Origin of the sequence: Synechococcus sp. 65AY6A5 (genome assembly GCF_002760415.1) — a bacterium.
Taxonomy (GTDB): domain Bacteria; phylum Cyanobacteriota; class Cyanobacteriia; order Thermostichales; family Thermostichaceae; genus Thermostichus.
Genome location: NZ_AXUW01000001.1, coordinates 2,481,068 through 2,493,488, shown reverse-complemented (window position 1 = coordinate 2,493,488; position 12,421 = coordinate 2,481,068). Strand labels below are relative to the sequence as shown.

At 60.5% G+C, this 12,421-nt stretch carries 11 protein-coding genes and 1 tRNA gene; 7 read left to right on the top strand and 5 right to left on the bottom strand.

Translation table 11 applies throughout. The features are described 5' to 3' along the window. The first annotated feature begins 88 nt into the window (after nucleotides 1–88). From SYN65AY6A5_RS11750 to SYN65AY6A5_RS11730, 5 genes are all read left to right on the top strand, one after another. Nucleotides 89–538, top strand: coding sequence for a DUF305 domain-containing protein (locus tag SYN65AY6A5_RS11750; RefSeq protein ID WP_240531040.1), 450 nt, complete (start codon nucleotides 89–91; stop codon nucleotides 536–538). Between the two features lie 112 nt (nucleotides 539–650). Beyond that, nucleotides 651–2,267 (top strand): apolipoprotein N-acyltransferase, encoded by a 1,617-nt coding sequence (locus tag SYN65AY6A5_RS11745; RefSeq protein ID WP_011431519.1) that lies wholly within the window; start codon nucleotides 651–653, stop codon nucleotides 2,265–2,267. Nucleotides 2,268–2,349: 82 nt separating this feature from the next. Beyond that, nucleotides 2,350–2,422 (top strand) — tRNA-Thr (locus SYN65AY6A5_RS11740). A gap of 158 nt (nucleotides 2,423–2,580) precedes the next feature. Then, the gene (gene cbiT, locus SYN65AY6A5_RS11735) at nucleotides 2,581–3,186 is read left to right on the top strand and encodes a precorrin-6Y C5,15-methyltransferase subunit CbiT (RefSeq protein ID WP_011431520.1); all 606 of its coding nucleotides are present in this window, start codon (nucleotides 2,581–2,583) and stop codon (nucleotides 3,184–3,186) included. A 189-nt stretch (nucleotides 3,187–3,375) separates the two neighbouring features. Continuing rightward, nucleotides 3,376–3,588 (top strand): hypothetical protein, encoded by a 213-nt coding sequence (locus SYN65AY6A5_RS11730; RefSeq protein WP_049749797.1) that lies wholly within the window; start codon nucleotides 3,376–3,378, stop codon nucleotides 3,586–3,588. 59 nt (nucleotides 3,589–3,647) lie between these two features. On the opposite strand, the gene SYN65AY6A5_RS14075 is transcribed toward SYN65AY6A5_RS11730, so the two are convergent. Next, nucleotides 3,648–3,851, bottom strand: coding sequence for an RlpA-like double-psi beta-barrel domain-containing protein (locus SYN65AY6A5_RS14075; RefSeq protein WP_168174252.1), 204 nt, complete (start codon nucleotides 3,849–3,851; stop codon nucleotides 3,648–3,650). 778 nt (nucleotides 3,852–4,629) lie between these two features. Here SYN65AY6A5_RS14075 and SYN65AY6A5_RS11720 point away from each other — a divergent pair. Next, nucleotides 4,630–4,881, top strand: a complete 252-nt coding sequence (locus tag SYN65AY6A5_RS11720; RefSeq protein ID WP_011431523.1) for a ferredoxin-thioredoxin reductase variable chain — start codon at nucleotides 4,630–4,632, stop codon at nucleotides 4,879–4,881. Here SYN65AY6A5_RS11720 and SYN65AY6A5_RS11715 read toward each other — a convergent pair. Beyond that, entirely contained in the window at nucleotides 4,878–5,351 is a 474-nt protein-coding gene (locus SYN65AY6A5_RS11715; protein WP_011431524.1) for a hypothetical protein, read from the bottom strand. The genes SYN65AY6A5_RS11720 and SYN65AY6A5_RS11715 overlap by 4 nt on opposite strands. Nucleotides 5,352–5,580: 229 nt before the next feature. Here SYN65AY6A5_RS11715 and ftsH point away from each other — a divergent pair, with 229 nt between their 5' ends. Next, nucleotides 5,581–7,497 (top strand): ATP-dependent zinc metalloprotease FtsH, encoded by a 1,917-nt coding sequence (ftsH, locus tag SYN65AY6A5_RS11710; protein ID WP_011431525.1) that lies wholly within the window; start codon nucleotides 5,581–5,583, stop codon nucleotides 7,495–7,497. A gap of 172 nt (nucleotides 7,498–7,669) precedes the next feature. Here ftsH and glgP read toward each other — a convergent pair whose 3' ends face one another. The 3 genes from glgP to SYN65AY6A5_RS11695 all read right to left on the bottom strand — a co-directional run bounded on the left by glgP (nucleotide 7,670) and on the right by SYN65AY6A5_RS11695 (nucleotide 12,303). Continuing rightward, nucleotides 7,670–9,871 (bottom strand): alpha-glucan family phosphorylase, encoded by a 2,202-nt coding sequence (gene glgP, locus SYN65AY6A5_RS11705; protein ID WP_041438652.1) that lies wholly within the window; start codon nucleotides 9,869–9,871, stop codon nucleotides 7,670–7,672. A gap of 410 nt (nucleotides 9,872–10,281) precedes the next feature. Next, nucleotides 10,282–11,478 (bottom strand): SpoIID/LytB domain-containing protein, encoded by a 1,197-nt coding sequence (locus SYN65AY6A5_RS11700; protein ID WP_041438653.1) that lies wholly within the window; start codon nucleotides 11,476–11,478, stop codon nucleotides 10,282–10,284. 300 nt (nucleotides 11,479–11,778) lie between these two features. Then, nucleotides 11,779–12,303 carry a nucleoside deaminase gene (locus SYN65AY6A5_RS11695; protein ID WP_011431528.1) on the bottom strand — a complete coding sequence of 175 codons (525 nt, stop codon included), beginning with the start codon at nucleotides 12,301–12,303 and terminating at the stop codon, nucleotides 11,779–11,781. Nucleotides 12,304–12,421 lie beyond the last annotated feature (118 nt).

The following is a 12,421-nucleotide window of genomic DNA, read 5'->3' as shown; positions in this document are numbered from 1 at the left end:
GTTTTACATACCTAGCCATACCAAGCAGCCATACTGAACATATTGTACATTATTTTCAGTATAGTCCAGCATATCATTGACTAGAGTCATGCTCCACCACGAGGGAGCGGTGAGCATGGCCGCGGAGGCCCTGCAAAAATCCCGGCGGCGGGAAATTCGTCAGTTGGCCAGGGCCATTGGGGTCGCCCAAAGCCAAGAAATCAAGCAGATGCAAGACTGGCGGCTGAGCTGGTACCCGCTAGCTCCCCAGGAGCCCGTCATGTGGCATGAAGAGATGGGCCACCAGATGGCCATGACTCCAGAAATGATCTCGGCTATGCGCATGGATACCGACCTGGGAGCCGCTGACCCTGAGTTCGATCTGCGCTTCCTGCAAGCAATGATCCAGCACCACGAAGGAGCCCTGGTCATGGCTAGAGAGGCTCTGGAAAAATCCAAGTGCCCCGAGATTCGGCAACTGGCAACAGCCATTGTCACTACCCAGCAAGCGGAGATTGAGCAAATGCGGGCCTGGCAAAAGCGGTGGTATCCGCGCTAGGGCCGCTGGGATCGTTTGCAGGCCTCAGCAGGCTCTGTAAAGATGATGGGATGCGAGCAAGGCCGGCTCTTGCGGCTGCCCGCAGCACTCAGAGGATTCCCCTGCATTGCCAATGGCCCTAGAGCTGCCCTCCTTCCCTCAACACCCGGCTTTGCTCCCACCGCTTCGCCCAGAGTGGAGATCCCGCTGGCTGGCGGGGCTGGCCGTTTTGCTGCTGTGTTTGGGATCCCCCAACCGCTGGCTGCACTGGTTTCCGGGAGCGCTGCTGGGCCTAGCGCCTCTGTTTTACCTTTGCGAACAGCAACAGGGTTGGAGGCAGTGGCGTTTGGCCTATGGCCTCTGGTTTTGCGTGTGCCTGTACGCCTTCTGGGTGGATCCCTTCTCGCTTCAAGTGCTCAGCGCCTGGGAGATCCTGGGAGGAGCAGTGGTGGCTCCCCTGATCCCTCTGTTTTTCACAACAGCCACGGTCTTGAGCTTGGCGCTGAGCCGGCCCCTCCCCCCCTGGGCACGTCCCCTGGGCCTGGCCACGGTCTGGACAGGCCTGGATGGGCTGCTGGGCCTGCTCTGGTGGCCGATCCCCTTTCATTGGGGATCCCTGCTCTTTGACTGGCCCCTGGGGATCCAAATTGCCGATCTCACCGGGATCTGGGGAGTGACCTTTTTTGCCGTGTTCGTCAATGGCGTGGTTTGGCAGTTGGCCGAGCAGCTCCGCTGCCAATGGAGGGCAGAGGGATCCTGCTCGGGGGCCGAGAACCCGGATATCCGGCGCACGCTGGCCTGCGGCTTAGGTCTGGGGGGGCTGGTCTTGGCCTATGGCAGCCTGCGGCTGGCCTACTTTGATGTTTTAGCGGCGGCGGAAGGGGATCCCAGCTTTCGCGTGGGGACGGTGCAGCAGGTGGCCTGGTTGGAAGCCGATCGCAGTTGGGAGTACCGCAGCCAGCGCTACCGGGAGTTGCACCAGCTTTCGGCCCAGGCGGTGGCCGAGGGGGCGCAGTTGGTGATCTGGCCGGAAGGAGCCTTGCGGGCCCGGTTGCTGAACACCCCCCTGCAACCCCATGTGATCGAGCCAATGCGAGCCATCCTCCCCCCAGAAGGGGCTTTGATTACGGGGGCCACGGAGCCGGATCCCCGCACAGCCCACCTGCCGGAGGAGGAGCAGCGATTTTTCAACACCGCCCTCTTCTTCAACGCCCAAGGCCAAGTGCTGGATTGGTTTGGCAAGCAGTGGATCTTCCCCTATTTTGAGTCGGGGCGCTACGCGCCCTCCCCAGATGGCTATCGGCCGCTGGCGGGAGGGGAGCTGTTTGGGCCTTTGGGGGTGATGATCTGCTTGGAGAGTGTATTGCCCGCCCCCAGCCGAACTCTGACCCGCAATGGAGCAGAGTCGTTGATCGTGATCTCCGACGATAGCTGGTTTGGCAACAGCCACTGGCCCATGCTCCACGGCCGGCTTTCGGTTTTCCGGGCGGTCGAAAACCGGCGCAGCGTGGTCTTTGTCAACAACACCGGCGGCAACCTGGTGGTGGATCCCTCAGGTCGACTCCAGCAGGTGGGCCCGATTTTTCAGCGCGGAGTGGTGACCGGAGAGGTCAGGCGGCAATCCCAGGTAACCTTCTACACGCGCACAGGCGACTGGCTGGCCTGGTTAACCTTAGGTCTTTCTCTAGGATTGACGGCCTGGGGATCCCGAGCAGGGCAAGGATGCGCTAAGATTGGTGAGCATCAATAGTCTAAGTCAGCTTTCCCGTCCCGCGTTCCCAGTTTGCGCTGCTGAACTGGCTGAACAAAGGGATGCGGAATTGCTTACCCTTGCTGATGTAGCTCAGTCGGTAGAGCAGCTCACTCGTAATGAGCAGGTCATCGGTTCGAGTCCGATCATCAGCTTTGGAGCCTTGTCCGGCCCTCACGGGGCTACTGACCTAGGCTGGCTTAGCGCGGGGATCCCCTCTCCCAGGAGGGGGACATGAAGAGCGTAGCCAGTTGGTCGGGGCTTCGCCTTATGCTGAGAAGTATGGCCATTTCCCCGGCAGCGGTCTTTGGCAATGGCAACCCCCTTCTCTTGGCCCTATCGCACCCCAGGGATCCCGGACTCCGCCTTTGAGCGGATCCCGGGGATCCCGATGAGCCCCCGCGAGGTACGCGTGCTGGTGCTGAGCCAGTTGCGCCTGGGAGAAGACCACTGCCTATGGGATATCGGCGCCGGGACAGGCACCATCGCCATCGAAGCGGCCATTCTCTGCCCCCGCGCTCGCGTGATTGCCATCGAGCGCGATGCCGAGGTGGTCAGCTTGATCGAGAGCAACTGCGAGAAATTCGGCCTCAACAACGTGCAAGTAATCCAGGGCACCGCCCCCGATTGCTTGCATCAGCTCTCTCCGCCCCCCGATCGCATCTGTATCGAAGGTGGCCATCCCCTACGGGAGATCCTGGAGGCCTCCTGGAACCATCTCAAACCCAACGGCAGGATTGTGGCGACCACCAACTCTCTGGAGGGGCTCTACGGCCTCTCTGCCGGGCTGGCTGCCGTGCGAGCTCATCATGTGGAGGTGATCCAATCAGCCGTGAACCGCCTGGAACACCGCGGTCGCAGCCAACTGTTGCTGCCTCTGGATCCCACCTTTGTGTTAAGCGGGGAAAAATCCAGCTAAATCTTGTAAGAAATCCGTTTATATTTTTTGCAAATCCCTTCGCAAAGTAATGGGCTCAAGAAAATTGGGCTAGCCCAAGCCCTCTTTGGAGATCGGCAAAGCACAAACCTTAAGCTATGCCGATATTTCTAGATTGCAGACTTTCATTTGCCCTTATACCAGAGACAGAGAGCTGCGGATCCCAGGGCCATGGATGAATTGCAACACCCCTTTCCCGAATCACGAGAAGTGAGGCTGCGACAACTGCTAATTCGAGAGCGCTGGCCGGAAATGCTGAAGGGCTGCCGGGCCTGCATCCATTGGGACGACTTCAAGCGACCCGAATGCTGCGGCGACTGCGGCATTGGCGATCGCCGCAGACAAGAAGCAGAAAACCAGCCCAGCAAATCTTCAGGCATTTAGCCTGGGCAGATTCTCCCCATCGGGAGCCGATTCTAGTAGTTATTTTTGCCCAGCAATTTCTACCTTAGGCTCATCAAAACGCCGGAGAGAGGAACTTCTTGGGGAGGCAGCAGAGGCACCTCTACTTTCGCCACTTCCTGCTCGTAAATGCCCAGCTGGCGAGCGGCAGCCGTCGAAATATCCAGATCTCGACCGCGAACAAAAGGGCCCCGAGCCAGAACACCCACCACCACTCTAGGCCTGGGATCCTCAGAATTGGTCAAAGTCTCCCAAAAACGTGTCCGGGAATACACTGATGAGCCCCACGGATCCCAGGTTCCGCAGAGGGATCTTTCGGCTGAAGTCAGTGGGCTTGGGTTGGGGCAATGCTCCCAGAAGCCGGCGCGGCTCCTCAAGGGCGAGGGGATCCCGGAGAAATGCAAACCACTGTATCAATTTCTACATAGTTCTCTACATTCCGCAGTCTTCGTTAGGGGCTGAGCTAGAGTGTTTCCAGCAGGCTCCTGGGGTGGGCTGCCTTTTCAGGAGGCCAAGTGCCGCGACTGATCGCATCAGCGGGCTGGAGGCACTTGGTTAGCAATTGGCAGGAGTAGCGATGCCAGCATCGCAACGGCAAGCTAGGCGCGAGAACAGCCTGGCCAAGCTTCGCAAGGAACGCCGGAGGGCAAGCAGAGGATCTAGGCCCAGCGGCCCAAAACATGTTACAGGTTCTCCCCCAGCCTGAAACCTCCGTAGGGGCGAGGGGGCGTACACAGAAGAGCTTACAGCCGTGTTGGTACCTATGTTTGCCGTGGATGGGAAAACCCCCCTGATGTTAATCAAACCCAGCCCCGCCAGACGGTGGGTAGCAAGCGGCGAAGCCACACTCCCCTGGCAGCGAGGTGAGCGGGGCGTGCGGCTGAAAGCAACCAATCGAGTGAGTTTGCAGGAGGTCGCTCCTGGCAAGCAGCTATGGCAAAATGCCAACCTAGGGTATTGCAAGTTTTTAACGTTCAACGGTTGGAGGGCACGGCTCCTAACAGCGCCGTGTAATGGTGTGTGATGAAAGTCGGAGATCGAGTGCGGGTGCGTACCAGCGTGATCGTCTATCACCACCCGGAACATCGCAATCAACCTTTTGACCTCAAAGGTATGGAGGGAGAAGTGACGGCTGTGATCCAAGACTGGAACGGCCGCCCGATCAGCGCTAATTTTCCCTTTCAGGTGCAGTTTGGGAATAAGTTCCGCGCCCACCTCCAGGCCGACGAGCTGGAGGTGATCGAGGCGAGCCCTTCCTCCGAGCCTGCGGCCTAGGTGAGACCCAGCAGGGTACGGTTGGTTTCCAGAATCGGCTGGATCAAAGCAAACTCCGCGGGGGTGAGGTACTTGGCTATCACCTCTTGCAAGAAGCGGTAGGTAGCCTCACAACTGCGCTGGGTGCGGAAGGCCCGCATCAAGGTCTGAAACCAGTAGAGAAATCGCTCCTTGTAGCGCTGCTCATCGTCTAGGAGCATGGCCAAAGCCGAGAGGCGCAAAACCCGCACGGTGTCGGCTCTCCATTTGTTGCGGAAATCCTCCACCCCTCGCATGAGCAAGTAGGGATCCAGAGCGCGCAGCTTCGCCTCCACCTCGCCGACAATCTGGGCTTCCGCCGCTTGGATTTTGCGATAGGCGCCCAGGCGCAGCTCAAAGGAGGCCAGGTAGCTCTCCATGAACTGCATCTCCTCATCTCTGAGGTAGCGTCCGTCGGCAGCCAGGCTCAGTTGGCGCAGTTGAGTCAGCATGGGGATTCCCTAGAAAACCAAGGAGAGAGGGGGAGTGCGGCCCTTTCGCCCCCGATCCTAGCCGCAAGCCCGTTGACAAAAGTGCGCGATCCTGCGGATCTTCGGCTATTCTCCCCGGCCTCTCAGCCGGGTTAATATTAATTAATAGTCTATCGTTGCAAGAATCCACTCGACCCCAGATGCCATCTGTGAGTTCGATAAAAAGCACCCTTTGGGAGGAAACGCTTCCGTGAGTCAGAAAGGTAAAAACAAAAAATGGAGAAGCGCCGGATTGTACGCGTTGCTGGCCATTGTCTTGATCTCGCTGGCCACAACCTTCTTCGGCACCCGTCCGGCTGAGCGTCTGGAGATCAGCTACTCCGACCTGATGAGCCGCATAGAACGGGGCGAGGTCAGCAAAGTCTTGGTCGAGATCGCCCCCGATGGTCGCCAAATTGCCATTGCCGAGGCGGAAATCAACAACCGCGCCACCCAAGTGCTGGTCAACCTGCCTCCCCTCACCCCCGAGTTTGAGAACACCTTGCTTGCGCAAGGGGTGGAGCTGGCGGTGCGCCCGGTTCAGGAGGAGGGTCTGCTGGGGCGCATCCTCAGCACCTTCTTCCTGCCCGTCTTGCTGCTGCTTGGCCTGTTTTTCCTGTTGCGCCGAGCCCAAAACGGCCCTGGCAGCCAGGCGCTCAACTTTGGCAAGTCGAGGGCAAGGGTGCAGATGGAGCCGAAAACTCAGGTTACCTTCAACGATGTGGCTGGTGTTGACCAGGCCAAGTTGGAGCTGGCCGAGGTGGTGGACTTTTTGAAAAACCCCGAGCGGTACAACGCTCTGGGCGCCAGGATCCCGCGCGGGGTGTTGCTGGTCGGCCCCCCAGGTACAGGTAAAACCCTGTTGGCCCGCGCTGTGGCCGGAGAGGCGGGTGTGCCCTTCTTCTCCATTTCTGGCTCTGAGTTTGTGGAGATGTTTGTTGGAGTGGGGGCCTCGCGGGTGCGGGATCTGTTCGAGCAGGCCAAGCAAAATGCCCCCTGTATTGTCTTCATCGACGAAATCGATGCCGTGGGTCGGCAGCGGGGAGCCGGCCTAGGAGGTGGCAACGACGAGCGGGAGCAAACCCTGAACCAGTTGCTGACCGAGATGGACGGCTTTGAGGGCAACTCCGGCATCATCGTTATCGCCGCCACCAACCGCCCCGATGTGTTGGATGCAGCGCTGCTGCGGCCCGGTCGCTTTGACCGCCAAGTGACGGTGGATCGCCCCGACTTCCAGGGCCGCCTGGAGATCCTCAAGGTGCATGCCCGCGGCAAAACCTTGGCCGCCGATGTGGATCTGGAGAAATTGGCCCGCCGCACCCCTGGGTTTACCGGCGCAGACCTGGCCAACCTACTCAACGAAGCGGCCATCTTGGCGGCCCGCCGCAACCTCACCGAGATCTCGATGGACGAGATCAACGACGCCGTGGATCGGGTGTTGGCTGGCCCAGAGAAGAAGGATCGCCTCATGAGCGAGCGGCGCAAGGAGCTGGTGGCCTACCACGAGGCAGGACACGCCCTGGTGGGATCCCTCTTGCCCAACTACGATCCCATTCAAAAGGTCAGCATCATTCCCCGCGGCCAGGCGGGCGGCCTCACCTGGTTCATGCCCAGCGATGATGACATGGGCCTGACCACCCGTGCCCACTTGAAAAACATGATGACCGTCGCCCTGGGGGGTCGGGTGGCAGAGGAGGTGGTCTATGGCGAGGCGGAGGTGACCACGGGGGCAGCCAGCGACCTACAGCAGGTGGCCCGCATTGCCCGCAACATGGTCACCCGCTTTGGCATGAGCGACCGCCTGGGCAACGTGGCCCTGGGACGCCAGTATGCCAATATCTTCCTAGGCCGTGAGATCGCTGCAGAGCGGGATTTCTCCGAGGAGACGGCGGCCCTCATCGACGAAGAGGTGCGACGTCTGGTGAATGAGGCCTACCAACGGGCCACTTACCTGATCCGGGAAAACCGCGCCCTCTTGGATCGCATCGCCCGCCGCTTGGTGGAGGCCGAAACCATTGATGGGGAGGAGCTGCAAGCGATCATCGACAGCTCGGAGGTGGTGATGCTACCGCCTGAGGAGGAGCCGGAGCCGCTGACCTTCCCGATAACCCTCAACGCTAGTGCCTAGTCTCCATGGACACAGGCCAGGGATCCCTGCCTTTTCGCCTGAGGAGGGCGGGGATCCCGATTTTTGCATGATGATTCCCCTCTCCCAGAGAGAGGTTGGGGGTGGTCGCGTCGGCGGCGCGGCGCGCTTGGGCCATCCCTCAGGGAGAAGGGCTGGGTTGAGGGAGGCTAACTTAGCTAACGACGGCCGAGCCCGACAAGATGCGACTCACCTCCGTTTCGATAGGCTGGGGCTCATACATTTTCAGGACGTACTCAGCCACCATGCGGTCGGTGTTGAAGACCGGGTTGAGGGTGCGGATTGCTTCTTTCATGCGAGCAATCCAGCGGCGCGGGATCCCTTTTTCATCCCGGTCGTAGAACATAGGGATAATCTCGTATTCCAACACATCGTAGAGGGAGCTGGCGTCCAGATCGTCTTGGGCGGCTGGATCCAGACCTTCGATTTCTTGGCCGATGGCCCAGCCATTGCGACCGTTGTAGCCTTCGGGCCACCAGCCGTCCAAAACGGAGAGGTTGAGCCCCCCGTTGAAGCCCACTTTTTGGCCGGAGGTGCCTGAGGCCTCCAGAGGACGCCGCGGGTTGTTCAGCCAAAGATCCACCCCTTGGACCAAATTGCGGCTGACGTAGGCATCGTAATTCTCAATAAAGGCGACCCGGTGAGCCACCTCAGGCCGATTCGACCATTCCACCACCCGTTGGATCAGGCGCTTGCCTTCTTCATCTCGCGGGTGAGCCTTGCCGGCAAAGATAATCTGCACAGGGTACTCTTTGTTGGTGAAGATGCGGGTCACTCGCTCGAGATCGCGCAGGATTAGATCTCCTCGCTTGTAGGTGCTGAAGCGGCGGGCAAACCCAATCGTCAGGATCTTGGGATCCAACAACTGGTTGACGGCCTGGAGACGTTCGTTGCTTTCGCCGCGGTTGCGCCGCGCCCGCAACACCCGGTGGCGGGTAAAAGACACCAACCGCTCCCGCAGGGCTTCCTTGCGCCGCCACAGCTCCTCATCGGGAATTTCTTCCACCTTGGCCCACAGCTCCGGATCCGACACCCGCTCCGGCCAGTCGGGACCCAGGTATTGGTCGTAGAGGTTCCAGAAGAGGGGGGCAACCCAGGTGCGGGCGTGAACCCCGTTGGTAATGGAGCCGATGGGCACCTCCTCCACCGACCGCTCTGGGTAGAGCACATGCCACATTTGGCGAGAGACGCGCCCATGTAACTTGCTCACCCCGTTGGCTGCACGTGCGTAGCGCAAAGCCAGCACCGTCATATTGAAGCGCTCCCAGGGATCCCCGCCGCGCCGCGCCCCCAGAGCCAAAAATTGCTCCCGCGTCAAGCCCAGTTGCGGCCAGAAAGAGGCAAAGAACGCATCCATCTCGTTGGGGCTGAAAGCATCGTGCCCAGCCGGCACCGGCGTGTGAGTGGTGAAGACACACTTTTCCCGCACCTTGGCCTCTGCCGCCTCAAAGGGCGTACCCCGTGCCACCTCCTCCCGCAGCAGCTCCAAAGTCAAGAAGGCAGCATGCCCCTCGTTCATGTGATAGACCATGGGATCCAGGCCCAACTGGCGCAGCAGGCGCACCCCCCCAATGCCGAGGATACACTCCTGGGCAATGCGCGTATCGGTGCTGCCGCCGTAGAGATGGGCAGTAATCCAGCGGTCGATGGGATCATTCTCCGGCAGGTTGGTATCCAGCAGGAAGAGGGGCACCCGCCCCACGTCCACCCGCCAGGCGCGTGCCTTCACCAGCCGCTGCCGCATTGCCACTTCCACCAACAGAGGGCTGCCATCTGGCTGCCGCACCAACGTCAGAGGCAGCGCGTCAAACTCGCAATCTTCGTACAGCTCCCCTTGCCAGCCGCTGAGATCCAGGCGCTGCTGGAAATAGCCTTGGCGGTAGAGCAATCCCACGCCCACCAGCGGCACCCCCAGATCGGAGGCGGATTTGAGGTGATCGGCAGCCAGCATGCCCAGGCCCCCGGAGTAGATGGGCAAAGACTCGTGCAGGCCGTACTCAGCGCAGAAATAGGCAATAGGACGCTGCCAGTCGTAGGTCTTCATGGTGCGCTTGGCCCAGGTATCCTCAGCCGCCATGTACTGCCGATAGGCCTGCACCATGCGATTGAGGGTGTTGAGGTAGTTGACGTCAGTAGCCAAGGCCGCCAAGCGCAAGTAAGAAACCTCCTCCAGCATGCGCACCGGGTTGTGAGAGGTTTTTTCCCACAGGGCGGGATCCATTTCCCGGAAAATGGTGAGGTGATCGGGGTTCCACGTCCACCAATAGTTACGGGCGATCTCGCACAGGGGCGTGAGCGCCTCCGGCAGCACCGGGCAACGTTCGGGAAAAGCGGGGGCTAAAGTGGCAAGGGACATAGGACAGATACCTGGGGTTGAAGCTATAGGCCGGAAAAAGAAGCGGCAGAGGTTAATCGTGCCTGGTAAACGTTTCTAATTTTTTATTATTGAGCCAACTTTGAGAATTCTGGCAGGAGGATTCAGGATCTCTACAAAATCTGCAGCAGCTCCAAGCCAGATTTCCTCAGTCTTTTCCCAGATCTTGCAACAACAATGGCCACCGGCAGTTCGGTTTTCAATCTCAGAGAAGGCTGCTGATCGATCTGCGGCCTGTCTGAAGAGACGGTGCTGCATCGGAGTTAACAGAGTTTCCAGAATTGCCACTGACTCCTGATCCCGGCAGGGCAATCTAAACTGCCACAAGCTCGGCAAAGCTTTAGCTGCCTTCGCTACCAAATGGCCTTTTTCGATAGGAGCTCCGACTGAGCCTAGCGTCCCTCCACCACGGCCAAGCTGGTGTTGCGGTAGTAGTGGCTGAGGATCTGTTGGTAGGAATAGTTTTGGCTGGCCAGGGCGGCAGCTCCCCATTGGCTCATGCCCACCCCGTGCCCGTAGCCGCGCCCTTGGATTTGGAAGAAAGCGGGAAAGTTTGCCCCAGCAGGGGTCAGGCTGGCGGTGGTGGCCGCCTCCCCTCGTGGGCTGATGGCGATCATCGTGCTGCGCAACCCCAGAGCCCGCCGGAATTCGCTGCCGCTGACGTCTTTGCTGCCTTGGGATCCCACTAGGCGCAGGGTGATGGCCCGTCCCCAGGGAGAGCTGCGCAGGATCTCAATGGAGCGGATGGCCCCGATCCCGCCGGCCAACTGCTGGAGCTGTTGGGCAGGAATGGTAGCCGTCCAGCTAAACACCGGCGAGTGGTGATCGAAATCGGGCACCCCCTGCAAGTAGGGCCGCGACTCCAGCCAAACATTGCCGGCATCGTCTGTGTGGCCGCCGCCGGAGGAGTGGAAAACGGCGTTGATCAACTGCCCCTGGTGGACGAGAACCTGGCCGGCAGTCTCGCGGGCTGCTGCCTGGGTGCGGTTGGATTCGGCAGCCACCCCTTTGTAAACCTGCCAATCAATCCCACTCCCCAAGTCAAAAGGCTGCTGGGAGCGACGACTGCGATGGTAGAGGGCATAGGTGCGGGAGGCCACGGCTTGGGCTTTGAGGGCCTCCATCGGGAAGCGGTGCCCCATCTCGCTGCCCACCACGCTGGAAACGTAGTCCTCCAAACCAACTTGATTGATGGCGATCACTCCACTTTCGCCGGGGATCAGCTCCACCCAGCCGCGGTACCAGTTCTGGTCGATGAACACCAACCCATCGGGGGTGGTGGGCTGTAGGTAAAGGCGTTCTCCCTGCTGGCCAGCCAAACTGACCGCCGAGCCTATCCGGCTGGCCTGCAGCGGCTGCATGGCCGGAACTTCGGCCAGCGGTTGTCCCTGGGCATCCAGCAGGCGGGCCGGGGCAGAGCTGCCGAGCCTGACCTGCGGCTTGTTGACGGCAATCCCCACCCGCAGCAGCACCCGCGCCTGCACCGGAAAGGCCAAGCAGAGCCAAGCCCAAACCAGAAGGCCGATCCCCCTAAGCCAAGCCGAGGGCAGCGGGGACACAACCGGAGAAGAAAAGAGAGCTACACTCACACGTCACTCCTCTGGGAAAGACCACCCAAGAGCAACGGATCCCTGTCCGCCGATAAACCACTTCGGAGGAGGGATCCAGAAGGAAACTGCGATCCTGCGGTGAGGATTGCCCAACCAACCCCTCAAGCGACCGACCAACCAAAGCGCTCCCGCCTTCAAAGAGCTTTGCCTTCGAGGCCGCGGCCGGATCCCAGCCAGCTGCTCGCGCTGGCGGGCCGGGGGCCTTCCGATATGACAGTATCAAAAACCGCTTGCCGATGCACGACCTCAACCCGGCCTTTTTGTCGCCCAAGTTCCCCGTCAGGTTGCCAGAGGGATCCCCCGCCGGCGGCTAAACCACTGCTGCAACAGGCGACGACACTCGGCCTCGCAAACTCCGCCGATGACCTCTGGGCAATGGAAGCTGGCGGCAGAAGCGGGCAGGTTGAGCACGCTGCGCAGCGCGCCGGCCTTGGGATCGTCGGCGCCGTAGATCACCTGGGCCAGCCGCGATTGGCTGATCGCCCCCGCGCACATGGGGCAGGGCTCCAGGGTCACGTACAGCCGACAGCCCTGCAACTGCCAGTCGCCCAGGCGCTGCCCCGCCTGCCGTAGGGCCAAAATCTCCGCGTGGGCCGTAGGATCCCGATCCCGTTCCCGCCGGTTGCTGCTTAGGGCCAACAGCTCTTCCCCCGGCCCCACCACCAGAGCCGCCACCGGCACCTCGCCCGCTTCTCCCGCCCGCTCGGCTTCTTGCAGGGCCAACTGCATCCAGGCGCGGTGGCGTTGCCATGGATCCCGCTCCGGCGGTGCTGAGGAAGGGAGGTGAGCTAGATTCCCGGTCATCGCTAGGCTCTTGAGCCCTGTCTTTGCCCGCAAGATTTGCTAAGTTAAGCACATATCCCCTAAACAGCTAAAAGAAGAATAGGCCAAAGTAAACCGGGTCTGCTTGCGCAGGTGGGTA

What these genes read in the sequence shown, in the direction of transcription:
- SYN65AY6A5_RS11750 (WP_240531040.1), top strand. Translation starts at nt 89, where the DNA reads ATGCTCCACCACGAGGGAGCGGTGAGCATGGCCGCGGAGGCCCTGCAA.
- SYN65AY6A5_RS11745 (WP_011431519.1), top strand. Translation starts at nt 651, where the DNA reads ATGGCCCTAGAGCTGCCCTCCTTCCCTCAACACCCGGCTTTGCTCCCA.
- cbiT (WP_011431520.1), top strand. Translation starts at nt 2,581, where the DNA reads ATGGCAACCCCCTTCTCTTGGCCCTATCGCACCCCAGGGATCCCGGAC.
- SYN65AY6A5_RS11730 (WP_049749797.1), top strand. Translation starts at nt 3,376, where the DNA reads ATGGATGAATTGCAACACCCCTTTCCCGAATCACGAGAAGTGAGGCTG.
- SYN65AY6A5_RS11720 (WP_011431523.1), top strand. Translation starts at nt 4,630, where the DNA reads ATGAAAGTCGGAGATCGAGTGCGGGTGCGTACCAGCGTGATCGTCTAT.
- SYN65AY6A5_RS11715 (WP_011431524.1), bottom strand. Translation starts at nt 5,351, where the DNA reads ATGCTGACTCAACTGCGCCAACTGAGCCTGGCTGCCGACGGACGCTAC.
- glgP (WP_041438652.1), bottom strand. Translation starts at nt 9,871, where the DNA reads ATGTCCCTTGCCACTTTAGCCCCCGCTTTTCCCGAACGTTGCCCGGTG.
- SYN65AY6A5_RS11695 (WP_011431528.1), bottom strand. Translation starts at nt 12,303, where the DNA reads ATGACCGGGAATCTAGCTCACCTCCCTTCCTCAGCACCGCCGGAGCGG.